This window comes from Amycolatopsis sp. CA-126428 (assembly GCF_002904335.1).
Classification (GTDB): Bacteria; Actinomycetota; Actinomycetes; order Mycobacteriales; family Pseudonocardiaceae; genus Amycolatopsis.
Genome location: NZ_PPHF01000074.1, coordinates 226,987 through 251,307, shown reverse-complemented (window position 1 = coordinate 251,307; position 24,321 = coordinate 226,987). Strand labels below are relative to the sequence as shown.

At 71.5% G+C, this 24,321-nt stretch carries 24 protein-coding genes; 7 read left to right on the top strand and 17 right to left on the bottom strand.

Going from position 1 to position 24,321, the window contains the following annotated elements; genetic code table 11:
• Both C2L58_RS19600 and C2L58_RS19595 read right to left on the bottom strand, forming a co-directional pair.
• Nucleotides 1–552, bottom strand: coding sequence for an LmrA/YxaF family transcription factor (locus C2L58_RS19600; RefSeq protein ID WP_441296308.1), 552 nt, complete (start codon nt 550–552; stop codon nt 1–3).
• Nucleotides 455–1,006: a GNAT family N-acetyltransferase gene (locus C2L58_RS19595; RefSeq protein ID WP_233225841.1), complete on the bottom strand. Its 552-nt coding sequence runs from the start codon at nt 1,004–1,006 to the stop codon at nt 455–457. Before C2L58_RS19595 ends, C2L58_RS19600 begins: the two co-directional genes overlap by 98 nt.
• A gap of 223 nt (nt 1,007–1,229) precedes the next feature.
• On the opposite strand from C2L58_RS19595, the gene C2L58_RS19590 reads away from it, so the two are divergent.
• Nucleotides 1,230–1,829 carry a hypothetical protein gene (locus C2L58_RS19590; protein ID WP_103339031.1) on the top strand — a complete coding sequence of 200 codons (600 nt, stop codon included), beginning with the start codon at nt 1,230–1,232 and terminating at the stop codon, nt 1,827–1,829.
• Nucleotides 1,830–1,905: 76 nt separating this feature from the next.
• Here the strand turns inward: C2L58_RS19590 and groL are convergent, their stop codons facing one another.
• The 9 genes from groL to C2L58_RS19545 all read right to left on the bottom strand — a co-directional run bounded on the left by groL (nt 1,906) and on the right by C2L58_RS19545 (nt 11,045).
• Nucleotides 1,906–3,597 (bottom strand): chaperonin GroEL, encoded by a 1,692-nt coding sequence (groL, locus tag C2L58_RS19585; protein WP_103339030.1) that lies wholly within the window; start codon nt 3,595–3,597, stop codon nt 1,906–1,908.
• An 11-nt stretch (nt 3,598–3,608) separates the two neighbouring features.
• A complete protein-coding gene (locus C2L58_RS19580) occupies nt 3,609–4,634 on the bottom strand; it encodes an NAD(P)-dependent alcohol dehydrogenase (protein ID WP_103339029.1) in 1,026 nt (341 codons plus the stop codon).
• Entirely contained in the window at nt 4,631–5,326 is a 696-nt protein-coding gene (locus C2L58_RS19575; protein WP_103339028.1) for an iron-sulfur cluster assembly protein, read from the bottom strand. Before C2L58_RS19575 ends, C2L58_RS19580 begins: the two co-directional genes overlap by 4 nt.
• Nucleotides 5,323–6,360 carry an amidohydrolase family protein gene (locus C2L58_RS19570; RefSeq protein WP_103339027.1) on the bottom strand — a complete coding sequence of 346 codons (1,038 nt, stop codon included), beginning with the start codon at nt 6,358–6,360 and terminating at the stop codon, nt 5,323–5,325. Before C2L58_RS19570 ends, C2L58_RS19575 begins: the two co-directional genes overlap by 4 nt.
• 38 nt (nt 6,361–6,398) lie before the next feature.
• A complete protein-coding gene (mimD, locus tag C2L58_RS19565; protein ID WP_103339026.1) occupies nt 6,399–6,770 on the bottom strand; it encodes a propane 2-monooxygenase effector subunit MimD in 372 nt (123 codons plus the stop codon).
• A complete protein-coding gene (locus C2L58_RS19560; protein WP_103339025.1) occupies nt 6,767–7,936 on the bottom strand; it encodes a toluene hydroxylase in 1,170 nt (389 codons plus the stop codon). Before C2L58_RS19560 ends, mimD begins: the two co-directional genes overlap by 4 nt.
• An 8-nt stretch (nt 7,937–7,944) precedes the next feature.
• Nucleotides 7,945–8,973: an NADH:ubiquinone reductase (Na(+)-transporting) subunit F gene (locus tag C2L58_RS19555; protein WP_103339024.1), complete on the bottom strand. Its 1,029-nt coding sequence runs from the start codon at nt 8,971–8,973 to the stop codon at nt 7,945–7,947.
• Nucleotides 8,974–9,050: 77 nt separating this feature from the next.
• On the bottom strand, nt 9,051–10,700 hold the full coding sequence (locus C2L58_RS19550; RefSeq protein ID WP_103339023.1) for a methane monooxygenase: 1,650 nt from the start codon (nt 10,698–10,700) through the stop codon (nt 9,051–9,053).
• A gap of 105 nt (nt 10,701–10,805) precedes the next feature.
• Complete coding sequence (locus C2L58_RS19545; RefSeq protein WP_103339022.1) at nt 10,806–11,045, bottom strand: hypothetical protein; 240 nt, start codon at nt 11,043–11,045, stop codon at nt 10,806–10,808.
• Nucleotides 11,046–11,183: 138 nt separating this feature from the next.
• Here C2L58_RS19545 and C2L58_RS19540 point away from each other — a divergent pair, with 138 nt between their 5' ends.
• Nucleotides 11,184–12,971 carry a sigma-54-dependent Fis family transcriptional regulator gene (locus tag C2L58_RS19540; protein ID WP_103339021.1) on the top strand — a complete coding sequence of 596 codons (1,788 nt, stop codon included), beginning with the start codon at nt 11,184–11,186 and terminating at the stop codon, nt 12,969–12,971.
• 44 nt (nt 12,972–13,015) lie between these two features.
• Here C2L58_RS19540 and C2L58_RS19535 read toward each other — a convergent pair whose 3' ends face one another.
• Nucleotides 13,016–14,191: an FAD-dependent monooxygenase gene (locus C2L58_RS19535; RefSeq protein WP_103339020.1), complete on the bottom strand. Its 1,176-nt coding sequence runs from the start codon at nt 14,189–14,191 to the stop codon at nt 13,016–13,018.
• Between the two features lie 97 nt (nt 14,192–14,288).
• On the opposite strand from C2L58_RS19535, the gene C2L58_RS19530 reads away from it, so the two are divergent.
• Nucleotides 14,289–14,858 (top strand): TetR/AcrR family transcriptional regulator, encoded by a 570-nt coding sequence (locus C2L58_RS19530; RefSeq protein WP_103339019.1) that lies wholly within the window; start codon nt 14,289–14,291, stop codon nt 14,856–14,858.
• Nucleotides 14,859–14,930: 72 nt separating this feature from the next.
• Here the strand turns inward: C2L58_RS19530 and C2L58_RS19525 are convergent, their stop codons facing one another.
• Nucleotides 14,931–15,638, bottom strand: a complete 708-nt coding sequence (locus C2L58_RS19525) for a DUF4142 domain-containing protein (RefSeq protein WP_103339018.1) — start codon at nt 15,636–15,638, stop codon at nt 14,931–14,933.
• 221 nt (nt 15,639–15,859) lie between these two features.
• Here C2L58_RS19525 and C2L58_RS19520 point away from each other — a divergent pair, with 221 nt between their 5' ends.
• On the top strand, nt 15,860–16,336 hold the full coding sequence (locus C2L58_RS19520; protein ID WP_103339017.1) for a MarR family winged helix-turn-helix transcriptional regulator: 477 nt from the start codon (nt 15,860–15,862) through the stop codon (nt 16,334–16,336).
• A 17-nt stretch (nt 16,337–16,353) separates the two neighbouring features.
• On the top strand, nt 16,354–16,767 hold the full coding sequence (locus C2L58_RS19515) for a DUF5655 domain-containing protein (RefSeq protein ID WP_233225804.1): 414 nt from the start codon (nt 16,354–16,356) through the stop codon (nt 16,765–16,767).
• A gap of 3 nt (nt 16,768–16,770) precedes the next feature.
• Here the strand turns inward: C2L58_RS19515 and C2L58_RS19510 are convergent, their stop codons facing one another.
• A complete protein-coding gene (locus C2L58_RS19510; RefSeq protein WP_103339015.1) occupies nt 16,771–18,036 on the bottom strand; it encodes a YncE family protein in 1,266 nt (421 codons plus the stop codon).
• 177 nt (nt 18,037–18,213) lie between these two features.
• Between C2L58_RS19510 and C2L58_RS19505 the strand changes: the two genes are divergently transcribed.
• Together C2L58_RS19505 and C2L58_RS19500 are read left to right on the top strand one after the other, a co-directional pair.
• Complete coding sequence (locus C2L58_RS19505) at nt 18,214–19,332, top strand: helix-turn-helix domain-containing protein (protein ID WP_103339014.1); 1,119 nt, start codon at nt 18,214–18,216, stop codon at nt 19,330–19,332.
• Between the two features lie 10 nt (nt 19,333–19,342).
• On the top strand, nt 19,343–19,792 hold the full coding sequence (locus tag C2L58_RS19500; protein ID WP_103339013.1) for an HIT family protein: 450 nt from the start codon (nt 19,343–19,345) through the stop codon (nt 19,790–19,792).
• 9 nt (nt 19,793–19,801) lie between these two features.
• Here the strand turns inward: C2L58_RS19500 and C2L58_RS19495 are convergent, their stop codons facing one another.
• The 3 genes from C2L58_RS19495 to C2L58_RS19485 are packed head-to-tail and all read right to left on the bottom strand — an operon-like array spanning nt 19,802 to nt 24,301.
• Nucleotides 19,802–20,011 (bottom strand): DUF2945 domain-containing protein, encoded by a 210-nt coding sequence (locus C2L58_RS19495; RefSeq protein ID WP_103339422.1) that lies wholly within the window; start codon nt 20,009–20,011, stop codon nt 19,802–19,804.
• A gap of 20 nt (nt 20,012–20,031) precedes the next feature.
• Complete coding sequence (locus tag C2L58_RS19490; protein ID WP_103339012.1) at nt 20,032–21,264, bottom strand: FAD-dependent monooxygenase; 1,233 nt, start codon at nt 21,262–21,264, stop codon at nt 20,032–20,034.
• Between the two features lie 31 nt (nt 21,265–21,295).
• Entirely contained in the window at nt 21,296–24,301 is a 3,006-nt protein-coding gene (locus C2L58_RS19485) for an ATP-binding protein (protein ID WP_103339011.1), read from the bottom strand.
• Between the last annotated feature and the right edge of the window lie 20 nt (nt 24,302–24,321).

Below are 24,321 nucleotides of genomic sequence, written 5' to 3'. Positions count from 1 at the left end.
TCAGATTTCGCGGCGGCGGCGCCGGTCCACGGCGCCGTCGAGCAACGGCAGCAGCTCGGCGACCACCGTCTCCAGCGGCGCGATGTCCTGGTGGGCGCGGGCCAAGACGATCGCGCCCTCCAGCGCGCTGAGCATGAGCACCGCCAGGGACGCGCTGCGGGCCGGTGGCACGCCCAGCTGCTCGAGCGTCGCGGCAACCGGGCGCTGCCAGCCTTCGAACGCCTTGCCCACCGCTTCGCGCAGGCTGTCGCTGGTGGCTGCCGTGTCGGCGACCGTCGCGACCAGCGGGCAGCCCGCGTCGAAGCCCGACGTCGTGAACTCGTCCTGCCACTGGGCGGCCATGGCCGCGAAGAGCTTGCCCGGCGTCGGGTCTTCGAGCTTGGCCGCCGCGCGGGTCACGCGCCGGGCGGCGTAGTCGCCCGCCCAGGTGACGGCTTCGGCGATCAGCTGGTCCTTACCGCCGGGGAAGTAGTGCTGCAGGGACCCCCGCGGCGCTTCGGCGTGGGCGACCACGTCCCGCATGCCGGTCGCCCCGACACCCTGGATCCGCACCAGCTGCGCGGCGCTGAGCACCATCCGCTCGCGCGGTGTCCTGGTCATCGACCGCCTCCTTCATGACGTCCGTCATGGTAGCCCAGTCCGGCACGACCAGCGCGAAGTCGCGTTCGCCGCGTTCGTACGACGGCACCGGCCGGAACCCCTGGCCCAGCAGGAGCGCCTCGGCGCCGGTGTTCCCGGCTTGGACGGTGGCTCGCACGGTCCAGCCCGCCCAGCGCCCGGACGCCCACAACCACCGGCTCAGCGCACTGCCGATCCCCTGCCGCTGCCACGCATCGGCGACGAGGATCCCGATCTCCGCCTCCCCCGGTGTCTCGGAGACGAAGTTGAGCAGGCCCACCGGGCGGCCGCCGCGGGAAGCGAGCAGCGCGGCGCCGTCCGGCGGCCCGGCGAGCAGAAACCGCTGGTAACGCTGGAAAACCTCGGCCGGCCGGGCGGGTCCGCCCATCATGAACCGGCGCCGGAGGCTGTCCGGCGAGCAAGCCGCGACGACGGCGGCCACACACGAACGGTCCGCGACCTCTATGACAGTGGTCATAGTCCCATGAGAGCACACCGCGACGCGGACCACACTATGACCGCCGTCATAGCCCACCGGACCCGGTTCGCCCCGGGAGGACGCGGGTACGTTGCCGTGGCCGCGCTCCCCCACCGCGAAAGGCGTTCCCCCGATGCAGCTCTACGCCGAACGGCCGATCCGCCGTACCGCCCAGCTCGTCAGCGATCTCCTGGCCGTGCTGCTCGTCGTCCTCGCGGTGTGGCTGGGGAATTCGGTGTACGACCAGGTCATGAAACTCCGGGCACCCGGCGACGGCCTCGTCGACGCCGGCACCGGCCTGCGCGGCACCTTCGACTCCGCCGCGAACTCCGCCGACGGCATCCCGCTCGTCGGCGACGCGCTCGCGAAGGCCCTCCACGGCGGCTCGAACGTCGGGACCAAGCTGACGGACGCGGGCCGCTGGCAGATCGAAGCCGTCGAGAACCTGGCCTGGTGGATGGCGGCGATCATCATCGCCCTGCCCGTGCTGACCCTCCTGGTGACGTGGCTGCCGCTGCGCTGGCGCTACACCCGCCGCGCCACGGCGGCCGCGCGGCTGCGGACCCTCGGCGACGAAGGGCTCGACCTGCTGGCCCTGCGGGCCCTGGCCACGCAGCCCTTGGGGCGCCTGGCTTCGGTGGGCGAACCGGCCACCGGCTGGCGGGAGCGCGACCGGGACGTCATCGAGAAGCTCGCCGGGCACGAACTGGCCCGGCACGGGCTCGCTCCCTGAGCCGGAGGACTCCCCGCCGGGGCTCAGGACACCGGCGGGGAGACCTCCTCACTCCGCGGGCTGAAGGACGGACAGCTCAGCCGACGGAGGGGCCCATCCCGAGGGACTGCGGCGTGCTCGCGTCGGGTGAGGGCTGGTGCAGGCCCTCGTCCAGCGGGCCGAACTCGGTCATCAGGGCCGCGCTGCCGCCCCACGGGGTCTGCTCCTCGGCGATCAGCGAGTTCGTCGTGAGCAGCAGGCCCGCCACCGAAGCGCCGTTCTGCACGGCGGACCGGCACACCCGCAGCGGGTCGACCACCCCGAGGGCGATCATGTCCCCGAAGCGGTCGTGCAGGGCGTCGAAGCCCTCGTCGTCGCCGAGTTCCCGGGTGCGCGCGACGATCTCGTGGGCCGGGTGGCCGGCGTTGTAGGCGATGAGGAACGCCGGTTCGGCCAGCGCCCGCCGGACGATCTCGACGCCGATCGCCTGGTCTCCCTCCAGCCCGAGGCCCTCCAACGCCTTCTCGGCGTGGAGCAGCGCCGCGCCCCCGCCGGCCACGATGCCCTCGGCCATCGCCGCCCGGGTCGCCGACAGCGCGTCTTCGACCCGGTGCTGCAGCTCCTTCAGCTCCGCCGGGGTGGCCGCGCCGACGCGGACGACCGCCACCTTGCCGGTCAGCGCCCCGATCCGCTCGGTCAGGACGTCTTCGTCGACGCCGAACTGCGCGCGCTCCAGCTCGGCCCGCAGCTGCCCGACCCGGAAGTCGACCGCGTCCGAAGAACCCGCGCCACCGACGATCGTGGTGCGGTTCTCGGTGACCCGGACCTGCTTGGCGCGGCCGAGGTGCTCGAGGGTCATCGTCTCCATCGTGAACCCGGACTGCCGCGAGAGCACCGCGCCGCCGACGATGGCGGCCAGGTCCTCCAGCTTGTGCAGCCGCCGGTCGCCGAAGCCCGGCGCGCGGACGGCGACCGACTGGAAGGTGCCGTTCAGGTGGTTGTGCACCAGCATGGACAGCGCCGTGCCCTCGACCGTCTCGCCGATCACCACCAGCGGCCGGGGCGCCCGCATCACCTTGTCCAGCAACGGCATCAGCTGCTGCACCTTGGTGATCTTCTCCGCGCACATCAGGATGTACGGGTCGTCGAGCACCGCTTCCAGCCGGCCCGGGTCGGTGACCAGGTACGGCGAAAGGTAGCCGTTGTCGAACTCGAACCCTTCGACGAACTCGACGCTCATCCCGATCGACGGTGACTCCTCGACCGTCACCACCCCGCCGTCGCCGACGGTGTGCAGGGCCTTGGCGATCACCGCGCCGACGGCGTCGTCGTCGTTGGCCGAGATCGCCGCCACCCGCGCGTAGTCCTGTTCGGACACCACCGGGTGGGCCTGCTTCTCCAGGTGCGCCACCAGCAGGCCGACCGCGTGGTCGATGCCGCGCTTGACCAGCACCGGGTTGCCGCCGGCCGAGATCGCCCGCATGCCTTCGCGGACGATCGCCTGGGCGAGCACGGTGGCCGTGGTGGTGCCGTCGCCGACGACGTCGTTGGTCTTGATCGCCGCTTCCTTGACCAGCTGCGCGCCCATGTTCTCGAACTGGTTCTTCAGGTGGATCTCGCGGGCGATGGTGACGCCGTCGTTGGTGACCACCGGGGAGCCGGTGATCTTCTCGATGATCACGTTGCGGCCCTTGGGGCCCAACGTCGACTTGACCGCTTCGGCCAGCTTGTCGACGCCCGCCAGCAGCAGGTCGCGGGCGTCCGCGCCGAACCGCAGTTCCTTCGCCATGTGCGGTGCTCCTAGGGGGTGAGGATGGCCCGGCCGCGCACGCGTCCGGCGTCGAGGTCCGCCAGCGCGTCGAGCGCCGCGTCCAGGGGGTACTTCTTCGTGTGCAGGGTGACCTTCCCGGCCTGGGCCAGCACCATCAGCTCGGCCAGGTCGTTGTAGGTGCCGACGAGGTTGCCGATGATGTTGCGCTCGGTGGAGATGAGGTCGATCGTCGGGATCTCGATGTTCGAGCCGTAGCCGATGACGAAGTGCGACCCGGCGCGGCGGGTCATCGCGAAGGCGTCCTGCTGGGCGCCCTGCTCGGCGACGAAGTCGAGCACGACCTCGGCGCCGTGGCCGCCGGTCAGGTCGAGCACCGCCTCGACCTGCTTGCCGTCGGCCAGCACGGTCTCGTCCGCTCCCAAGGTCGACGCCAGTTCGAGGGCGTCGGCGTTGCGGTCGACCACGATCACCCGGGCGGCCGTCAACGCCCGAAGCGACTGGATGCCGATGTGCCCGAGGCCGCCGGCGCCGTTGACGACGCAGGTCGTGCCCGGGTACAGGTGCGGGACGGCCTTGCGCACCGCGTGGTAGGCGGTGATGCCCGCATCGGCCAGCGCGGCGACATCACTGGGCTGCGTCGACGGGTCGAGCTTGATGCACGCCCGCGCCGACGTCAGCAGGTACTCCGCCATCCCGCCGTCGCTGTCGATGCCGGGGAAGCTGCCGTTCGGGCAGTGCATGTCGTCGCCGGCGCGGCAGGCGTGGCACAGCCCGCACGTCGGCGTCGGGTGCAGGATGACCGTGTCGCCGACCTCGACGTTCGTCACCGCCGGGCCGACCTCGTGCACCCAGCCCGCGTTTTCGTGCCCGATCGTGTACGGCAGCTCGACGCCGGACTTCTCGGCCCACTGCTCCTCGATGATGTGCAGGTCGGTGCGGCACACGCCGGCGCCGCCGATCTTGACGACGACGTCGAAGGGTCCGGTCGCGCGCGGCTCCGGCACTTCTTCGATGACCGGTTGCCGGTGGTACTTCTGCAGCCGCACGGCCTTCATCCCGTGCCCTCCTCTTCGCTGGTCAGGGCGTACCGCGCGCGCAGCATGCCGCGGCAGACGCCCGAGTTGGCCTCCATGCTCGTGCGCGTCAGCCGGGCGAAAGCGAGATGCCGCTTCGCGTCGGCCGGGGCTACCGCTCTCCCGGTCGCCGGGTCGAGCAGCAGCGGGTCGCCGTCCCCGGCGGGCAGGCCCAGCTCGCGGCGGCGGGCCCGCAACCGGTCCAGGTCCGGGCCCGGCGGGACGTCGCCGAGGGTCAGCGATCGCGGGTCCCGGCCCAGGGACCGGCAGACGCGGTCGGTGCCGGCCAGCACGGCCTTGCGGACGAAGTCGTACCGCAGCGTGTCGAGCTCGTCGGCGGCCTCGCCCTCGAACGACGCGACGAACCCCTGCCGCGCGGCCACCCCGCGGTTGATGACGTCGGAGGCGAAGTGGTCGTCGAGCCGGATGTCGAGCCCGGTCAGGGCCGGCACCCCGGCCACGGCGTCGTAGGCGTCCGCGACCATCAGGAACGCGAAGTTGGGCGCGCAGAAGTACGTCGGCAGCCGCAGCCGGACGACGGCGTGGCCCGCGTCGCTCACCTCGCAGCGGGCCACGAACCCGAGGTCGGTGAGGGGCTCGTCCAGTTCGGGATCCCGGACGGTGCCCAGCGCCGCCCACACGGCGGCGCGGGCCCCGGTCACCACGGCGGTCATGAGTTCGGCACGCCGACGGGCTCGACGTTCTTCGGGTCGGCGAGCTTCAGCTCCTCGGGGACGTCGATGTCGTAGAGGCGGGCGGCGTTCAGCCCGAGGATCTTCTTCTTCTGGTCGACGGTCAGCGGCGGGAAGTCCGACAGCTCGTCGTCGGCGGGCATGTTCCAGTCGACGAAGCCCTCGACCTGCCACTTCGGTTCCCAGATCGCGTAGTCCGCCCCGAAGATCAGCTTGTCCTCGCCGAGCCAGAACATCAGCTCGCCCATGACCTTCGCGAAGAACTTCGGGCGGGCGTGCATCAGGCCGCCGACGACGACGGCGAGCCCCGCGTAGACGTTCCGCTCCTGGGTGGCCATGAAGCAGAAGTCCTCGATGCGCGGCAGGCCGACGTGCTCGACGATGAAGTTCAGGCCCTGGAAGTTCGTCGCCGCGTAGTCCACATCGGACACGTCGAAGGCGTCCTTGTCGAGGGGCCAGATCGTCGGTCCCTTGTGGATGTGGACGTTCTTGACGCCGAGTTCCTCGCACTTCTCGAGGTAGCGCGAGGCTTCCGGGTCCTTCAGGCTCCAGCCGCGGGAGTCCCCGCGCCACTCGGCCGTGTAGAGCTTGACGCCCTTGCAGCCGTAGCGCTTGACCCGCTCCTCGAGGGCCTTCAGGCCTTCGTCGCCTTCACGCGGGTCGAAGGTGGTGTTGACGAGGAACTTGCCGGGATGCTTCTCGGCCAGCGCCGCGTCCGCCTCGGTGGTGTTGAAGCCGTTCTTGTACCACTGCCGCAGGTTCGTCGGCTGGAAGATGGCGGTGTCGACGTGCCCGACCTCGAACAGGTCGTGCATCATCAGCTCTTCGGAGTACTTCTGGAACCGGTCGATCGGCCAGTGCGTCTCCTTCGGGCCGAGTCCCTGGTAGGCGTGGAAGCACTCGATCCAGCCCTTGGCGTATTCCTCCTGGCCCTCCACCCAGTTGTCCGGGCTCGCGTCCCAGAAGTGGGTGTGGGCGTCCACCACGAAGTATTTTTCGCCGTCTTTTTCGTACATCGGTTGATCCTCCTGAGCGGGATCGAGTGCTTGCCTTGCTAGCGAACGGGCTTGAGGTCGAAGTCGAGGTATTCGGCCGCGTCTTCCGGGTTGGCGAACATGATCGTGCGGTCGTCTTCGTGGATCATCCGCCCGTAGTGGGTGGACATGCTCTCCTCGAACTCGGCCGCGTTGAACCAGCCCTCTTCTTCGCCGGCGGCCTCGTCGACCTCGGCGTAGACGACGTCCATGCGGCCGACCGCGTCGACCCGGATCATCGAGGGCAGCGGCGTGATCGTGACGTTGTCCTTGGCGCCCATGACCTCGGCGACGATCGCGCCGACCTGGTTGTTCATCAGGGTGAACCCGCACATGTTGGACGCGGTGTTGTTCGTCTTGAACGGGCTTTCCGCGGTCTTGAAGACAGTCACTGGCCCAGCTCCTCGGGTGCCTTGAGGCCCAATTCGGACAGGATGCCGGCGAACCGGCTCTTCACGCGGTCGAGACCGTCCTCGAACCGGATCGGCTTGGCGTCGGGCTGCGACCACAGCGGCTGCAGGGCGCGGGCGGCGGCGATGCTCTTCGGCACCCAGTCCTCGAGCCACTTCTGCAGCAGCGCCTTGTTGTGGTCGGCGAACTCCTTGTCGTTGATCAGCAGGTGGTACAGCTGCTTGGTGTAGCGGAGGTCGCGTTCGGAGAAGTCGAACTCCTCGGCACCGATCAGCGTCGGGGTGACGAAGTCACCGTTCGCCGGCGCGGCCTGCTGGACCAGGTTGCTGCGGAACAGCTCGCCGACGAGGGGCTCGAAGACGACGTTCGCGGCGAAGATCGCCTCGCCCCAGTCCCAGATCCCGGTCAGCTGCTCGGCGGTGTCCCGCACGCCCTGCCACGCCGGGTCCTCGTTCCAGGTGGCCAGATGGGCCGTGCCGTCGAAGCCCTCGATCTCCTCGGTGAGCGTCAGGTTGTACAGCGCCAGGTCCTGCGCCGCGCGGATGCGGTGCATGCTGTTCACCGAGATGGCGTTGTTGTGCATGTTCGTCGGGGCGCGGCGGTTGGCGTTGGCGAACAGGTAGAGGCCGAGGCCGTGGTCGACGTGCATCCAGGCGCCGACGTGCTTGGCGACGAAGTCGATCCAGTTGCGGTTCCACTGCTCGAACGCCTTGGCCTGGCGCGCGGCGTCGACGTTCTGGTTGAGCTGGCGGACGACGTTCGCGTTGTAGCGGTACAGGGTGAGCTCCCACTCCTCGTTGGGGTCGCGGAACTCGTGCCAGCCGTGCGCCGGCCAGTCGTAGCCCTGGCCGCCGGAGCCGGGGCCGCGTTCGGGCACCGGACGGTCCGAACCCCACGCCTTCAGCGCGGTCCATTCCAGCGGGTACCCGGCCTTGCCGTCGGCGAAGGCGTAGAGCCAGCCCTGGGACAGGTAGTGCCGCGGGTCGGGCTGGACCTCGACGGTGACGTCTTCGTAGTGGCTCTGCTTGCGCTTGGCCGGCGTGAAGTAGTTGTACTGGCGGGCGGTGGAGTCCGGGAAGACCTTCGCGCCCGCTTCGGCGTCGGTGAACGCCGGCTTCGGCACGCTGCGTTCGGAGGTGGCTGTCATGGGTTTCCTTACCCTTCGCCCGTGGTGGTGAACTTGTCGTAGAAGACGCGCTTGCCGTCGACGCCGAGCGCGGGCAGCAGCTCCAGCGCCGCTTCGACCATCGGCGGCGGCCCGCAGACGTAGGCGTCGGCGCCGGTCAAGTCGATCCCGGCGCGGCGCAGGACGTCGGTGACGAAGCCGGTTTCGCCGGTCCAGTCGTCGTCGCCCGGCTCGGACAGCGCGGGGACGTACCGGAAGCCGGGCAGTTTCGCTTCCAGCTCCCGCAGTTCCGCCTCGAAGCAGAGGTCGCGACGGCGGCGGGCACCGTAGTAGAACGTCGCCTTCCGGTCCAAGCCGCGCTCGGCCATGGACCGCAGCAGGGACAGGATCGGCGCCATCCCCGCCCCGCCGCCGACGAAGACGAGGTCCTTGCCCGGGTTGTCCCGGAGGGTGAACACCCCGAACGGGCCGGTCACCCGGAGCCGGTCGCCGACCGCGACTCCGTCGGCCAGGAACCGGGAGAACAGCCCGTCGGGGTAGATCTTGATGACGAACTCCAGCAACCCGTCGCGGGCCGAGGTGCTGGCCATGGAGAACGACCGCGTCTCCTCGGTGCCCGGGATAGCGAAGTCCAGGTACTGGCCGGGGAAGAACTTCAGGTCCCCGTCCAGCCGGACGACCAGGTGCCGCAAGTCGTGGGTCACCGGATCGTTCGCCACGACCTCGGCGGTCGCCTCCTGGATCGGCAGGCCGGACTGGATCATCTCCTCGTCGTAGTTGAGCAGCTCGATCGTCAGGTCTTCGTAGGCGTGGGCCCGGCACAGCAGCGTGAAGCCTTCCTCCTTTTCGTAGTCGGGCAGCGCGAAGGTCGAATAGCGGTCGTGTTCGACGTCGTCGCCGTCGAGGAGGAACGACTTGCAGGCCGCGCACTGCCCTTCCTTGCAGCCGTGCATGAGCATGACGCCCTGCTCGGCGGCGGCCCGCAGGATCGTCTGGTCCTCGGCGACGTCGATCTCGATCCCGACCGGCTCGAACCGGACGCGGTGCTTTTCGGCCATCCCAGCCCCGTCTCGCTGCGGGGTCGTGAGTGGTAAGGCGGGTTCTAACCCGCCTTACCACTCACGACCGGTTGGTGTCAGGCCTGCGGCGCCGGGCGCCCGGCCGGGCCCTGGCGGTTGTAGTCGGCCACGAAGGCGGCGCGCTGCTCGGCGGTCATCTGGTTGAGCAGCACGTTCGGCGACTGCACCTCGGGCATCCGGCGCAGGTGGTCGAGCGTCCACATCTTCTTCGGGTCCAGGTCCAGGTGCGGCTGGGCGACCATGGTCTTGCCGTCGTCGCGGACAAAGCCCATGTCGGAGACGACGTCGGCCCAGTTCCAGCCGTGGTAGAGCGTCTCCCACTCGCGGGCGCCGACCAGCTGGCCCATGTTCGGGGTGCTGCGGCCCTGGTAGGTGGGCCGGAACGCCTCGGCGTCGGTCCAGCGGCAGGTCTCCGAGCAGTACGTCCGGTGCTGGCCGTCGACCTCGTCGACCACCATGTCCTCGCGGATGAGGCACGGCACCATGCACGTCCAGCAGCGGTGCGGGTACACGTAGCCGACGTCTTCGGCGACGATCGGGTGGTGCCCGTTCGGCGTGGCGAGGCGGTTGTAGTTCTCCCACCACTTGCCGTACTTGTCGTACCAGCCCGGGTACTTGTACTCGAACCATTCGAAGTCTTCGTCGGTCATCGGGTCGATGCGCCAGTAGTTGGCGAGCCACCCGGTGGCGAAGAACTGCGCGACCTCGTGGACGTAGCCCTTGTTCCAGATCCGGTTCCACGCCTCCTCGATGAGGTCGTGCGGGATCACCAGGCCGTACTTCTCGAGCGGGACGAGGTAGCTGCGGTAGTAGTCGTCGTAGATCCAGCGGCGCCACATTTCCGCGTAGCTCTCGCGGTCCTTGCGGCGGTCCTTGGTGCCGTATTCGATGAACGTGCCGATCGCGGCGTCGACGACGGCGTGGTTGTTCCACCACGCGTACCGCAGATCGCGGTCGAGCAGCTGGTGGTTGCTTTCGTCGGACAACGCCATCAGCAGCGTCGCGTAGCCGTTGCTGATGTGGCGGGATTCGTCGGACTGGACCGAGTGGAACACCGTGGGCAGCAGGTAGTCGCCGTTCGCGGCGGCTTCGGCCGGCATGGCGACGAACAGCGTGTTCGTGAACGCCGTTTCGGCGACGATCGTCAGGTAGATGCTCGCCGCGGTGATGGCGTCACCGGTGATGAAGCCTTCGGCGAACTGGCGGCCGATGGTGCCGCAGTAGTCGTTCTGGAAGTTGCGCAGGCTCGAGTTGAAGCCCGCCGGGTCGATGTAGTTCTGCATGTAGAGGCGCTTGAGGTTCTGCTGGATCGTCGAGTGCCGGACCTCGTCGATCATCTGGATCGCCTGGCCGTTGTGCAGTTCCGGGTTCGGGACCGTGCGGAACAGCAGCGGCATCGCCCGCGCCGCGGAGATCTCCGGCAGCGGGATGATCGACAGGAACAGCTTCTGCCACTCCAGCCAGCGTTCCTGGACCTGGCGGAACATGTTGCCGCGGATCGCGCCGTCCTCGGCGCCGTAGACCCGGTGGTCCTTTTCCTCCTGCATCGGGAAGTACGAGCGGAGGACCTGCTTCAGCGGGTCCTTCTTCTTGGCCTTCCGGAAGGTGTAGTCGGTGCCGTAGTGCGAAACCGGGGTGTGGTAGGCCGGTTCCCACGACAGTTCCTGGATCTTCTGGTGGGCTTTCGCCACACTCTGGCGACTCATGGATCACTCCTTATCTCCTGAGCTCGCCGCCCAGGGCGTCCTGCGCTCACCATTAGGCGGGCATCCGCGCCGGACGCGGGTCTCAATCTGAGACAGAACCGCTGCTCAGGACGTTTCGCCGGGGTCGAGCATCCGGGCGCGCAGCCCGGCCAGCTCGTCGTGGATCCCGGCCTGCACGCGCGCGTCGCCCTCGACGGTCGGGACGATCCCGAACGCGCGCAGCAGCGCGGCGGCGGGCTCACCGGGGTGGCCCGCCGAGCCGAGCTCCGGGTGCAGGCCCTGCTCGGCCAGGTGCGTGAAGACCAGGTTGACGATCGTCCAGGGGTTGTACGTCTCGGCGGCCATGCCCCCATCGCACCGCCGCCGCGCCACCGGGAGCGTCTCAATTTGAGACACCGGCCCGGCCCTCGCACGCCTAGGCTGGACGGGCGGCACAACGGGTGTGCCCGCACCCACGTGGGCCGCGGGGAAACTGGAGGTCACGTGGACGAGACGGCCCTGGTCGCCGACGACGTGCTCGCCCGCACCCGGGTGCGGTTCCTGACCGCCGAAGCGGTGCCCGCGGACACGGTCCGCCCGACGATCCTGGCCTCGTGGCGCCGCTCGCGGGAGTTCCAGGTCGAAGCCGATCGGATCGACCCGCTCTACCTCGGCGACCAGAACCTCGACATCCCGCTCATGCGCGGCGCCGAGCCGGTGCTGCACAAGCTGGGCGAGCAGTTCGAGGGCCAGCCGATCAGCCTCATCCTCACCGACCCGGGCGGTGTCGTGCTCACCCAGCGGACCGGTGACGCCGACCTGGCCCGGCACCTCGAGCGCGTCGAACTGGTCCCCGGGTTCAGCTACGGCGAGCAGTCCGTCGGCACGAACGGCATCGGCACCGCGCTGGAGGACGGCCGCCCGACGACGGTGTTCGGGCACGAGCACTACGCCGAGCACCTGGAGAACCTGGCCTGCGCGGGGGTGCCGATCCACCACCCGATCTCGGGCAAGAAGGTCGGCGCCGTCGACCTCACCTGCTGGCACAAGGACGCGGGCGGCCTGCTCGTCGCGCTGGCCCGCTCGACGGCCGAGCAGATCCGCCAGGCCCTGCTGCGGCACAGCGACCTGCGGGAGATGATGCTCTTCCAGGCCTACCTGCAGACCTGCCGCCGGTGGACGGGCATCGTGCTGGCGTTCAACGAAGACATCGTGATGATGAACGACCGGGCCCGGCAGCTGCTGGATCCGGCCGACCAGTCGGTGCTGCTCGGCCACGCCACCGAAGCACTGGCCGAGGGCCGCCGGACCCCGGCGACGCTGTCCCTGTCCAGCGGGCTGCGGGTGCGGGTGCTGTGCCGGCGGGTCGCGGGCCGGCGCGAATCCGAGACCGCGGGCGGCGTGCTGTCGGTGAAGCTGATCGAGGCCGAGGAGCCCTTGGCCGTCCCGACGCCGATGCTGCCGATGTACCTGCCGGGCGTCGTCGGCTCGGCGCCGCTGTGGCAGCGCTGCGGGCACGACCTCGACCGTGGCCACCAGCGTGGCGAATGGGTCGCGCTCGAAGGCGAGCCCGGGACCGGCAAGCTGACCTTGACGAAGGGCCTGCACCAGCGCCACCACCCGGCGGCGCGGCTGCTGACCGTCGACGCGGCGGCGCCCGGCACGGACTGGGCCGCGCTGCCGCGCGAACACGCCGAAGCCCCGATCCGCACGCTGGTGATCCGGCACGCCGACCGGCTGGCAGCGCCGGCGGCCACCGCGCTGGCCGCGGTCCTGCGGACCCTGCGCGAGGACGCGAGCGCGCCGTGGGTGGTGGTCACCCTCGTGCCGGAGGCCGAGACCGAACCGGCGCTGGCCGAGCTGCTGAAGTCCTTCCCCCGGACGGTGCGCGTGCCGCCGCTGCGCCACCACGTCGAAGACCTCGCCGAACTCGTCCCGCTGGTCTTGAGCAAGCTGGGCTACGGCGGCCGGCTGACGTGCTCGGCCGCGGCCCTGCACCTGCTGATGCGGGCGGAGTGGCCGGGCAACACCGGCCAGCTCCACCAGGTGCTGCGCAAGGTCGCCCAGCGCCGCCGCGCCGGCACCATCCGCCCCGGCGACCTCCCGGCGGAGTTCCACGCGGTGACCCGGCGGCCGCTGAACCGCTTCGAGTCGATCGAGCGCGACGCCATCGTGCGGTGCCTGGAGGACGCGGACGGCAACAAGGTCAGGGCGGCGAAGCTGCTGGGCATCTCCCGGGCCACGATCTACCGCAAGATCCACGAGTACGGCATCGTGCCGCCGGCCCGGTGAGCGGTGCTGTGGGTGGGAATCCGCACCACCGCTCACGAGTCCCTTCAGCGGGCCGCGAGCTCCGCCAGCTGGTAGGCCAGCTTCGCGCGCACCGGCGGGAGTGAGAAGGCCGCCTTCAGCACCGTGTTGCGCAGCAGCCGCGCCGGGCGGGGGCGCAGGGTGGCCATCCGCGTCATGCGGTCGGTGAACGCCACCACCTCCGTCGCCACCGGGCGGCGCGTGGTCTCGTAGCCGTCGAGGATCGTGGCCGGCTCGCCGGCGACGACCCGCGCCAGCAGGCGGCCCAGCGCGACCGCGTCCTGGATGCCGGTGTTCATGCCCTGGCCGCCTGCCGGGCTGTGCACGTGGGCCGCGTCGCCCGCCAGGAGGACCCGGCCGGCCCGGTAGTGCTCGGCCACGCGGTGGTGCACGCGGAACCGGGAGCTCCACAGCACGTCGGTGACGCGGGTGCGGCCGCCCTCCGGGCCACGCGCGTCCACAATGGACTGCACGTCGGCGATCCCCGGCCGCTCCGGGGCTTCGGCGACGGTCGCGACCACGCGGTAGCGGTCGGGGGCGCCGGGCAGCGGGGCGACCACCGTGACGCCCTCCGGCGACAGGTGCAGGCTGACTTCGTCCCGGGCCAGCGGCCAGTTCATCCGGACGTCGGCCAGCACGAAGGACTCGGCGTAGCTGGAGCCGGTGAACGCGATGCCCGCCTGCTCGCGCACGGTGCTGTGCATGCCGTCGGCGCCGATCACGTACCGCGCGCGGACCGTGCCCGGCGTGCCGTCGGCATCCGAGACCGTGACCGTGACGCCGGTGTCGTCCCCGGCGAGCGCGGTGACCCCGTACGGGCGGCGCACGTCGCCACCGGCTTCGCGCAGCCGCGCCAGCAGCACGGCTTCGGTCCGCTCCTGCGGCACCATCAGCGTGTACGGGAAGGCGGTGGGCAGCCCGCCGAACGGCACCGTGGCGAGCACCGAAGCGCCGTCGCGGACGGTGAACCTCGGGACCACGACGCCCTCCTCCTTCAGCCGCTCGGTGACGCCGAGTTCGGCCAGCACCTCCAGGGTTCTGGCGTGCACCACGCACGCCCGGGAGGTGTTCGCCCCTTCGGCCAGGCGGTCGAGCAGCACGAAGCCGACCCCGGCCTCGGCGAGGGTGATCGCGGCGGCCAGCCCGGCGGGGCCGGCGCCCACGACGAGCACGTCGGTCCTGGCCGGCAGGGAGGTGGTCATGGCGGGCTCCTCGGATCGGTTTGCCAACAACTGTTGGCATCGACCGTAGGCCTGTCCCGCGTGGCATGTCAACAGGTGTTGGCCTACACTTGTTGACATGGTTGACGAGCCTTCCCCCCGCCGGTCGGACGCCACCCGGGCGGCCATCCTCGAGGCCGCGCGCCGCCGGTTCGCCGCCGACGGCTTCCGGCGCGCGACGATCCGCGCGATCGCCGCGGACGCGGCCATCGACCCGTCGATGGTGATGCGCTACTACGGCAGCAAGGACGGCCTGTTCGCGGCGGCCGTGGACGTCGCGCTCGACCTGCCGGACCTGGGCGCGGCCGACCCGGACACGGTCGGCGAGCTGCTGGTCCGGCAGTTCCTCGCCCTGTGGGAGGGCCCACCGACCGGAGAGATCCTGCTGACGCTGCTGCGGTCGGCGGTCGCCGACGACGCCGTGATCGAAAAGATCCGGCAGGTGTTCGCCGGCCAGGTCACGCCGGCGGTGCTGCGGTTCGGCAGCCCGGCCGACGCCGCGCGGCGTGCCGGGCTGGTCGTGAGCCAGCTGCTCGGCCTGGCGCTGACCCGGTACGTCCTGCGCCTGCCGCCGGTGGTCGCGCTGACCCCGGCCGACGTCGTCGAGCAGATCGCCCCGACCGTGCAGCGCTACCTGGCAGGCGGCTGAAACGGACGAGAGCCGCCCGGACCCGGGGTTCCCCGGCGGGCGGCGCTCCTTCCCCAGGACCGATCGCGTCGGCTACTTCGCCGGCGGGTTCACCGCCGCGGCGACGTCGGCGATCGTCTTCGCATCGACCAGCCCGGTGTCCTCCAGGACCGTCATGTGGTCGAGGACGGTCTGGTTCGCCTGCGTGGCGTGCCGCCGGATGACGTCGTTCTGCGTGCCGGCGCGGACTTCGGCGATGGTCGCGAAGATCTTGCCGTGCGACGCGCGAAGCAGGTTCGCGAACAGCTTGTCGAACTCCAGGCCCTGGGCGTCGGTCAGCCGGCGGACCCAGCCCTGCTGTTCGGCGGTGGCCTGGTCCGGCAGCGTCACGCCGAGGATCTTCGCGTCCTCGCGGACGAGCTGGTCGAGGTGCGAGTGCCCGTCCAGCAGGTGCAGCCCGGCGCGCCTCACCTGTTCGCTGCTGGCGTGGGTCTGCGCCAGGTCGCCCGCGGGAATCTCCCAGAGCCCGGCCTGGCGGACCTTGACCAGGAACGTCTTGTCGAGCTCGGTGACCGGCCCGGCGCCCGCCACGTCGTTCGTGGCCGCGGCCTGGGCGGCGGACCCCATCTGCATACCGGCCATGTCGTGCGCCGGGACCTGCGCCTGCGTCGAGCCGGGCGCGGTCTGGGCGCCGGCGTTCAGCACCATGACCGAGCCGACGCCGACCACGGCGAGCGTGGCCACGACGACCAGCGCGGTCCGGGCCTTGGCACGGCTCGTCATGCCACGGTGATCCGGCATGCTTCCTCCTTCTGACGGCAGTTCGGTACCGGGAACACGGACGCCGTCACGCGGAGGTTCAGCGAAATCCTTATGAATGTCTTACGTACCAACGAAATCAGGGAAGCGAGCAGCACTCGGCCACAAAAAAGGGAAGCAGCGGCAGACCGGCCGGACACCGCCGGCGAGCGCCGGGGATGTCCATCTTGACCGATCCTCTTGCGGTTGGCAAGTATTGCGCCATGCAACCCCTCGAAAACGCGGCCCCGGGCGCCGACCCGGACGTGGCCGCTCTCGACGGCCTCACCGTGGTCCTGGTGGGGATCGCCTGGGAATGCGCGCGCGCGGCCCCGCCGGAGGTGTCGTTCCCGCAGTCGCGGCTGCTGCTGATCCTCGACCGCCTCGGCCGGGTCCCGAGCTCGCAGCTGGCGGCGGCGATGGGCGTCAACGCGTCCTCGGTGACGCGGCTGGCCGACCGCCTGGAAGCCCTCGGTCACGTGGCGCGCGGCCGCAGCCCCGGCAACCGCAGCGTCGTCACGCTGGAGGTCACCGGGACCGGGCACGAGATCGTGGCGCGGATGCTCGAGCGGCGGCAGGCCGCGCTGGGGGCGCTGCTGGACAAGCTGCCGCCGGCACAGCGGGAGGCCGCGGGCGAGGCGGCCCGGCAGCTGGTGCACGCGGCCGCCACCATCCCGGCGCCCGGCCCGGCCGCGCGGTGAGTGCCATCCTGGACGGCATGGCGACCCGGTGGACGTGCCCGCGCTGCGACCGCGAGTTCGCCCGCGCCGGCCAGGGGCACACGTGCGTCCCCGGCTGCACGGTCGAGGAGACCTTCGCCGGAAAGGCCCCGTGGCAACGTTCGGTCTACGACGCGGTGCTCGAGCACCTGCGCACCCTCGGCGACGTCCACGAAGACGCCGTCAAGGTCGGGGTGTTCCTGAAGCGGGACCGGAAACTGGCGGAGCTGCGCCCGCGGTCGCGGGACGTGCTGGTGTACCTGTGGCTGCCGAGCCCGGTCGAAACGGCCCGCATCGCCCCGGCGAGCTGGGCGAGCGGGCCGCGTGTCGGGCACAAGCTGAGCCTGCGCGCGGTGTCCGATGTGGACGACGAAGTCCGCGGCTGGCTGACCGCGGCCTTCGCCGTCTCCTGAGGTTCAGGAACCCGTGGGTCCCGTCCAGCCGTCGGGCACGTGGCCGATGCGGACCCGCTGCGGGTGGTCGCCGACCGGCACCGAAACGAGCTTCTGCCCGGTTGCGAAGTCGATGGCGGTGACCAGGTCGGCGCCGGCCTCCGAAATCACGCAGGCCTTGCCGTCGCCGCTCACCGTCGCCCAGTACGGCTTCACCGCGGGCACCAGCGTGCCCTGCTGCAGGGACGCGCGGTCGACGACCGTCGCGTAGTCGTCCATGGTCCCGGCGATGCAGAGCTTGGTGCCGGCCGGGTTCATCGACATGCCGTGGTGGCGCGAATCGTTGACGAAGGTCTTGCGGTCGTCGCTGGTGGCCGGGTTCTTCGGCAGTTCCTTGACCCGCGTGATCTTGTCGGTGGCGACGTCGTACTCGGCGAAACCGTTGAAGAACGACACCTGGAAGTACAGCTTCGACTCGTCCGGGGTGAACGCGACCGGCCGCACGGCGTCCGAAAGGTCACTGCGGCCGAAGGCGTCCAGCCGCTGGCGCATGTCGATCACCTTGACCTGGCGGAACGCCGCGGCGTCGACGACGGTGATGTGCCGGTCCCCCTTGGTGAAGTCCCAGCCCGGGTCGTCGAGGTCGGTGTTCACGTCGCCGATCGACATGTTCCAGAGGTACCGGCCGCCGTCGGTGAAGACGTTCTCGTGCGGCTTGTCCCCGGTCGCGAAGGAGCCCACCTGCTGGCCGGTGCCGATGTCCAGCACGTGCACGGTGTTCGACGTCGAGGCGGAGACGGCGACGCGGCGGCCGTCCGGCGAGACCGCCATGTGGTCGGAGCGGAAACCCGACACCGGGAAGCGCCAGTTGATCCGGCCGGTGGTCAGGTTGATCGAGACGACGTCGGCGAAACTCGGCCGCGACGCCACCACCGAACCGCCGTCCGGTGTCGTGTACATGTCGTCGACGAACTGGTCGTGCCCTTCGCCGGGCCCGTTGCGGATGCCGAGGAAGAAGGCCAGCTTGATCGGGTTGAGGTAGATCTCCGTCAGGCGCTGGTCCTTGTCGGGGATGATGTTCACCCGCGCGATGCGGGCGAACGACCCGCGCGACTGGATGACGTCCGCCGTGCCTTCCCAGTTGTTGCCGACGAACATCACCTCCCGCAGGGCGGCCGCGGCGCCGGTCGCCGGCACCGCGGCGCCGGTCGCCAGCAGGGCGACCGACGCGGTGAGGCAGGCCAGGCGGGAGAGGTACGAGCGGTTCCGACGGACCGGGGAATTGCGCACGGGAGACACCTTTCGGCACTGAAGAGGTGTGGTGGCCTTCGCTCGATGGATTTCGCGAAGGAACGGGGTTACTGTCCGGTATCGTCACGATAACCGGCCACCTGAGCCGCTCCGGTAGGGCCGCTCGCCCAACATCGCGGACGCGGTGTTGTGGCCCTGCCACAACGGGAGGGTGCCGTGCCGGCCTCACCGCTGCTCCGGCAGGTGCTGGACGCGATGGCCGCCGACGACGCCGTGGTCGACGAGCTGGTCAAGGCCGCGCGGAGCGAGTCACCCGAGGTCGCGCGGCTGCCGGAAGCCGAGAACCGGCGGCACGTCCGGTTCCTGCTGTCGGCCGCGCTGCGCGCCACCACGAACCCCGACACCGCGGACTACACCACCGCCGAGGCGCTGGGCGCCGACCGGGCCGCGCAGGGCGTCCCGCTCGCCGACCTGCTGCGCGGGGTCCAGGCCGGCCGCACGCTCGCGGCCCGCTTCGCCGTCGAACGCGCGCGGGCGGCGGGCCTGCCCGACGACGTCATCCTCGAGACCATCCTCGACGCCGAGCGCTACACCGGTGCGCTGGAACGGCACATCGTCAAGGGCTACCACGCCGCCGAGCTCCAGCTGTCCCGGACGGTCCGCGACGCGCGGACCCAGCTGCTGCGCACCCTGCTGCTCGCCGGGCACCCGCCCACACCGGAAGAGCTCCGGCAGGCGGGACTGCGGCCCGGAGGCCGGTACTCCTGCGTGGTGTCCGACGTCAGCGACCCGGCGCGGGCGCGCACCCTCGAACAGGCGCTGCTGGAGTTCGGCGGGGTGTACGGGCTGGTCGAGGGCAGGCTGACCGGCCTGGCGGCCCGCCCGCCCGCCGCCGTCGCGCTCGCCCAGGGCGTCGTGGTGGTCGTCGCGCCCCCGGCCGCCCAGCCCGAGCTGCGGGAGGTGCACCGCCTCTGCACGGCGGCGGCCCGGATCGCCGGCCCCGGCTACCACGACCTCACCGACCTGGCGGGCGAAATCGCGCTGACGGCCCAGCCGCTGCTGGCGGACCTGCTCGCCGCCGGCGTGCTCGGCGCACTAGACCCGGGCAACGCGTTCCACCGCGAGCTGGCCGCGACGGCGCTGGCCTACCTCGACCACGGCCAGCGCCTGCGCACCACCGCCGAGGCACTGCACCTGCACCCCAACACCGTCCGGTACCGCCTCGACCGGCTGGCCGAGCTCACCCCGCTGGCCTTGGCCGAAAACAGCGGCGGCCGCGTGCTCGACGCCATCCGGTCGTGGTGGGCCCTGCACCACTGGCTCGACGGTCGATAGGGTCACCCGCATGGCTGAACTCCGCCGCATGCCGGCGACCACGTCGACCGGAGAATGCGTTTTCTGCGCGATCGGCTCCGGCCAGGCCCCGGCGGCCTTCGTGCACGAGGACGACGACTTCGTCGCGATCGTCGACCTGCGGCCGGTGACGACCGGCCACCTGCTGGTCCTCCCCCGGGCCCACCACGCGGACCTGGCTTCGCTCCCGGCTTCCGACGGCGCGCGGCTGTTCACGATCGCCCAGGAGCTGGCGGCGGCGTTGCGGCGCACGGACCTGCAGTGCGAGGCGATCAACCTGTTCCTGGCCGACGGCAAGGCGGCGGGCCAGGAGATCCCCCACGTCCACCTGCACGTGATCCCCCGCTTCGCGGGCGACGGCTTCGTCATGAACGCCGACTGGCAGGTGCGGACGAAGGAGGAGCTGACGGAGGTCGCGGCGAAGGTCCGCGCGGCGCGTTAGGCCTTGTTTTCAAGCCTTGTGCAGCTTGTCCGGGTGGTGCACGGCGGTCTTCCCGGACTTCTCGCTGCGGACCAGGTACTGCGGGTTGTCGGGTGAGGCTTTGACGTCCCGCTTGCCGGCGTGGGTGTCCTCGGTGAGCTTTTCCTCGACCGTGCCGACGGAGCTCTGGTTGCCCGCGTCCCACCGGACGCGGTCGCCCTTCTTGAATTCCTTGGTCATGGTGCTGCGGGTACCCGTGATCACCGCGCGTACCCGTCACGGATGGACGACTGGCCGACGGCCGCGTAGTCCTTCAGCTCCAAAGCGTTCGCCGCTTCGCGGATCGGGCGGGACATCTGCTCCAGCACCCGGTTGCGGCCCGGCAGGTACGGCATCAGCTTGATCATCCGGGTGTTGAACCACGCGAACGCCCGGGACTGCGGGATGATCCCGCGCAACGCCGTCTTCGCCAGCGCCTGGTTCTTCTCGATGAACGGCCGCATCAACGCCTCGTACCGTGTCAGCCCTGCCGAGAAGTCCGCGGCCAGTTCGCCCGCCAAGACGTAGGCGCCCGCCAGCGCCAGGCTCGTGCCCTGGCCCGACGCCGGTGACGCGCAGTAGCCCGCGTCGCCGAGCAGCGTCACCCGGCCCGCCGACAGCTTGTCCAGCACGATCTGGCACACCGGGTCGAAGTAGAAGTCGTCCGCTTCGCGCATCGCCTCCAGCAGCTCGGGGATTTCCCAGCCCAGGCCAGCGAACCAGTCCGCCACCAGGGCCTTCTGGCCGTCGACGTCGCGGCGGTCGTAGGTCAGCGGGGGTGCGGTGAACCAGAACGCCGCCTTCGCGTCGGCCGCCCGCGCGGTGCTGTAGACGTTCACCATCTTGCCCGGCGCCGCCGAGTGCAGCAGCTCCCAGCGGTCCAGCTCGAAGCTGTTGGGCACCGTCGAGATCGAGATGTAGGCGTCGAAACGGCGCAGGTAGTCCTCCTCCGGCCCGAACGCCAGCGCGCGGACGCCGGAGTGCAGGCCGTCCGCGCCGACCACCAGGTCGAACCGGCGGGGCGCGCCGTGGGCGAACGTCACCTCGACGCCGTCGGGACGCTGGTCGAGGCCGGTGATCCAGTCGCCGAAGACGTACTCGGTGTGCGACCGCGTGGCGTCGTACAGGATGTGGGACAGGTCGCCGCGCAGGATCTCGGTGTCGTCGCCGTGGCGGAAGCCGAACGTGTCCGCGTCGAGGGTGGCCAGCTGCTTGCCGCGCTTGTTCACGAACGCCGCGCCCCGCATGTCGGTGCTCGCCGCGTGCACCTGCTCCAGCAGGCCCATCCGGCGGACGACGTCGACCGCGACACCGCGGATGTCGACCTTGTAGCCCCCTTCGCGCAGGCTCGGGGCGCGCTCGACGACGGTGACGTCGAAGCCGTGGCGGTGCAGCCAGAAGGCGAGGGCGGGGCCGGCGATGCCGGCGCCGGAGATCAGGATGTTCTTCGTCATGCCCCGAAGGATCGCCCGCGCCGTTGACCGTTCACGAACCGAGCGCGAACCGCCGCTGACCGGCCTCCTCGACGGCCTGTTCGGGCGGCAGTTCGCGACCGCGGCCGAACGCCTCGGCATAGGCCCCGGCGCCGAGGCGCGCCCGGACGCGGTCCGTCACCGACGCGACATCGGGGTCGCCGCTGACCGGCGCACCGCGCAGGCCGACCGCCACCCCGAGCAGGAACGCGGCCCGCTCGTCCTCGTCGCGCCCGGCGAGGACGCCGGCCAGTCCTTCGATCGCCTGGGCCGCGCCGGGCAGGTTCGCGTGTTCCAGCGCCGTGGCCAGGGCTTCCTGGTGCAGCTCGGTCGCCTCCTCGAGGTGGCCTTCGGCGGCCGCCGTCCAGCCGAAGCCGGTGTGGACGCGGATCCGCGTCTCGCCGCCGGTCACCGGGTCGGCGGCCAGGGCGAGCGCCGAGGTGTACCAGCGCCGGGCCGTGGCCAGGTCGCCCGCTCGCCGGGCGAGCTCGCCCAGGCCGCCGCGGGCCCGGGCGAGGGTCACCGGAGTGCCCGCGGCGCGCGCTTGCTCGGCGGCGGCTTCGTAGTCGGCCTTCGCGGCTTCGGCGTCCCCTTGCCGCAGGACGCCGTCGGCGCGGCGGCACAGCAGGTCGGCGGCGTCTTCGGCCGCGCCGAGTTCGGCGGCCAGCCGGACGGACTCGTCCATCAGCTCGCGGAACCGCGCGTGGTCGCCGCGCCAGTCCGCGAACTCCGCGAGTTTCTCCAGCGCGCTCGCTTCACCCCAGCGGTCGCCCAAGGTGCGGAAGGCGTCCAGCGCCGCCGAAAAGTGCGCTTCGGCTTCGGCGATCCGGCCGCGGTACTGCGCGCCGAGGCCGTCGCCGATCCGGGCGAACGCCCGCGACCAGGCGTCCGGGCCGATCAGCGCGGCCAGCCGTTCGCCGTCCTCGGCCTTGGTGCGCGGGGAAAACGCCCACAGCAGGAAGAGGTACGGGTACTCGAGCGGCCCGTCGAGCCGCCGCAGGATCGGCTCGATCTCGACGTCGGTGTCCGACGCCTGGATCACGCAGACGACGTACTCCTCGGCCAGTCCCGGCGGCGGTTCGGGACCGACGGCGGCGAGCACGGTGTCCGCGATCGGCGTCACCTCGCTCCGCCGGCCGCTCAGCCACCAGTACCAGGACAGCGCCGCGATGAGCCGCAGCGCGGTCTCCGGCTCCTCGGCAGCACTCCAGCGCAGGGCCGCGTGCAGGTCGGCGTGTTCGGCGGTCAGCTCGGCCAGGGCCGTCAGCTGGTCCACGCCACGCAGCTTCGGCTCGCGGGCCACCGCGAAGTCCAGGAAGTACCGCGCGTGCGCCGCGCGCCGGTCGTCGCCCTGCTCGGCGCAGAACGCGCGGATGGTCTCCAGCATCCGGTACCGGCCGCCGCCGAACTCGACGAAGGACTTCTCGACCAGGCCGGTCAGCACCGCGTCGGCGTCGGGGACGTCGCAGACGGCCTCGACCGCCTCCGGCCGGGCGCCGCCGGCGAACACCGCGAACCGGCCGGCCAGCAGCCGCTCCTCCGGATCGAGCAGGTCCCAGCTCCATTCGACGACGCCGCGCAGGGTCCGATGCCGCGGCTCGGCGGTCCGGTCGCCGCGCGAGAGGAGCCGGAACCGGTCGCCGAGCCGGGCGGCGACGTCGTCCGCGGACAGCGACCGCAGCCGGGCGGCCGCGAGCTCGATGGCCAGCGGGAGGCCGTCGAGCGCGGCGCAGATGCGGGTGACCGCGTCCGGGTCGGGGGCCGCGCCGGGCGCGACCGCCGCGGCCCGGTCGGTGAACAGCCGGGCCGCGGCGCGGGCGGGCAGCGTGCCGACCGGCACCAGGGTCTCGCCGGTCAGGCCCAGTGCCTCCCGGCTGGTGGCCAGCACGCGCAGGCCGGGGCACTCGCCCAGCAGGCGCCGGACCAGCCGCGCGGCCTCGACGACGACGTGTTCGCAGTTGTCGAGGACCAGCAGCAGCGGCCGGTCGGCGAGCCCGGCCACCAGGCGGTCGGCCGGGTCAGCGGCCGCACCGGGCGTCAGCACGCCCTGTTCGCGCAGGCCCAGCGCGGCCAGGACGGTGCGCGGGACCTCGGTGGTCGTCGCGAGTTCGACGAAGCACACCTCGCCCGCCGCCCGGGCCGCGGCTTCGACGGCGAGCCGGGTCTTGCCCGCGCCGCCCGGTCCGGTGAGCGTGACGAGCCGGGCGTCGCGCAGGGCCGCGGTGAGCCGGTCGAGCTCGGCGCGGCCGACGAACCCGGTGAGCGGCACCGGCACCCGGCGGGCCGGGACGGGCGCGGCGGCTCGCAGGACCGCGGTGTGCGCGTCCGCGAGCTCGGCCGACGGGTCGGCGCCGAGTTCGTCGGCCAGGCGCTCCCGCACCTCCGCGAACACCGCCAGCGCTTCGGCGGACCGGCCGCTGCCGTGCAGGGCCCGCACGAGCTGGGCGGTCAGGCGTTCGCGCAGCGGGTGCTCGCCGGTCAGTTCCCGCAGCTCGGCGACGAGCCGGTCGTGGTGGCCGAGCGCGAGCCCGGCTTCGACGCGGTCCTCGGTCGCGGCCAGCCGCAGTTCCGCCAGGCGGGCCGCGCGGGGCGGGTCGGCGAGCCCGTCGAGGGCCGGGCCGCGCCACAACGCGAGCGCTTCGGTGAACAGCGACAGCTTCGTGGCGGGATCGGGGGTTTCCCGTGCTTGCGCGGTGAGCAGCTCGAACCGGTGGGCATCGACGTCGGCGGGATCGACGGCCAGCCGGTACCCGGCGGGGGTGAATTCCACCAGGCCCTCGGGCGCGCCGCCGTCGCGCAGCCTTCGCCGCAGCCGCGAAACCTGGGACTGGAGGGCTTCGGCCGCGCCCTCGGGCGGGTGCTCGCCGTGCAGGCCGTCGATCAGCCGCTCGGCACTGATGACCCGCCCGGCGTCGAGCGCGAGGAGGGCGAGCAGCCCGCGCAGCTGCGGGCCGCCCAAGGCAACCGGGGTCCCGTCGGGACGGTGGGCTTCGACCGGCCCGAGGATGGCGAACTGCACGCCGACGATTCTGGCCCACG

What these genes read in the sequence shown, in the direction of transcription:
- C2L58_RS19595 (WP_233225841.1), bottom strand. Translation starts at nt 1,006, where the DNA reads ATGGGCGGACCCGCCCGGCCGGCCGAGGTTTTCCAGCGTTACCAGCGG.
- C2L58_RS19590 (WP_103339031.1), top strand. Translation starts at nt 1,230, where the DNA reads ATGCAGCTCTACGCCGAACGGCCGATCCGCCGTACCGCCCAGCTCGTC.
- groL (WP_103339030.1), bottom strand. Translation starts at nt 3,597, where the DNA reads ATGGCGAAGGAACTGCGGTTCGGCGCGGACGCCCGCGACCTGCTGCTG.
- C2L58_RS19580 (WP_103339029.1), bottom strand. Translation starts at nt 4,634, where the DNA reads ATGAAGGCCGTGCGGCTGCAGAAGTACCACCGGCAACCGGTCATCGAA.
- C2L58_RS19575 (WP_103339028.1), bottom strand. Translation starts at nt 5,326, where the DNA reads ATGACCGCCGTGGTGACCGGGGCCCGCGCCGCCGTGTGGGCGGCGCTG.
- C2L58_RS19570 (WP_103339027.1), bottom strand. Translation starts at nt 6,360, where the DNA reads ATGTACGAAAAAGACGGCGAAAAATACTTCGTGGTGGACGCCCACACC.
- C2L58_RS19560 (WP_103339025.1), bottom strand. Translation starts at nt 7,936, where the DNA reads ATGACAGCCACCTCCGAACGCAGCGTGCCGAAGCCGGCGTTCACCGAC.
- C2L58_RS19555 (WP_103339024.1), bottom strand. Translation starts at nt 8,973, where the DNA reads ATGGCCGAAAAGCACCGCGTCCGGTTCGAGCCGGTCGGGATCGAGATC.
- C2L58_RS19550 (WP_103339023.1), bottom strand. Translation starts at nt 10,700, where the DNA reads ATGAGTCGCCAGAGTGTGGCGAAAGCCCACCAGAAGATCCAGGAACTG.
- C2L58_RS19545 (WP_103339022.1), bottom strand. Translation starts at nt 11,045, where the DNA reads ATGGCCGCCGAGACGTACAACCCCTGGACGATCGTCAACCTGGTCTTC.
- C2L58_RS19535 (WP_103339020.1), bottom strand. Translation starts at nt 14,191, where the DNA reads ATGACCACCTCCCTGCCGGCCAGGACCGACGTGCTCGTCGTGGGCGCC.
- C2L58_RS19530 (WP_103339019.1), top strand. Translation starts at nt 14,289, where the DNA reads ATGGTTGACGAGCCTTCCCCCCGCCGGTCGGACGCCACCCGGGCGGCC.
- C2L58_RS19525 (WP_103339018.1), bottom strand. Translation starts at nt 15,638, where the DNA reads ATGCCGGATCACCGTGGCATGACGAGCCGTGCCAAGGCCCGGACCGCG.
- C2L58_RS19520 (WP_103339017.1), top strand. Translation starts at nt 15,860, where the DNA reads ATGCAACCCCTCGAAAACGCGGCCCCGGGCGCCGACCCGGACGTGGCC.
- C2L58_RS19515 (WP_233225804.1), top strand. Translation starts at nt 16,354, where the DNA reads ATGGCGACCCGGTGGACGTGCCCGCGCTGCGACCGCGAGTTCGCCCGC.
- C2L58_RS19500 (WP_103339013.1), top strand. Translation starts at nt 19,343, where the DNA reads ATGGCTGAACTCCGCCGCATGCCGGCGACCACGTCGACCGGAGAATGC.
- C2L58_RS19495 (WP_103339422.1), bottom strand. Translation starts at nt 20,011, where the DNA reads ATGACCAAGGAATTCAAGAAGGGCGACCGCGTCCGGTGGGACGCGGGC.
- C2L58_RS19490 (WP_103339012.1), bottom strand. Translation starts at nt 21,264, where the DNA reads ATGACGAAGAACATCCTGATCTCCGGCGCCGGCATCGCCGGCCCCGCC.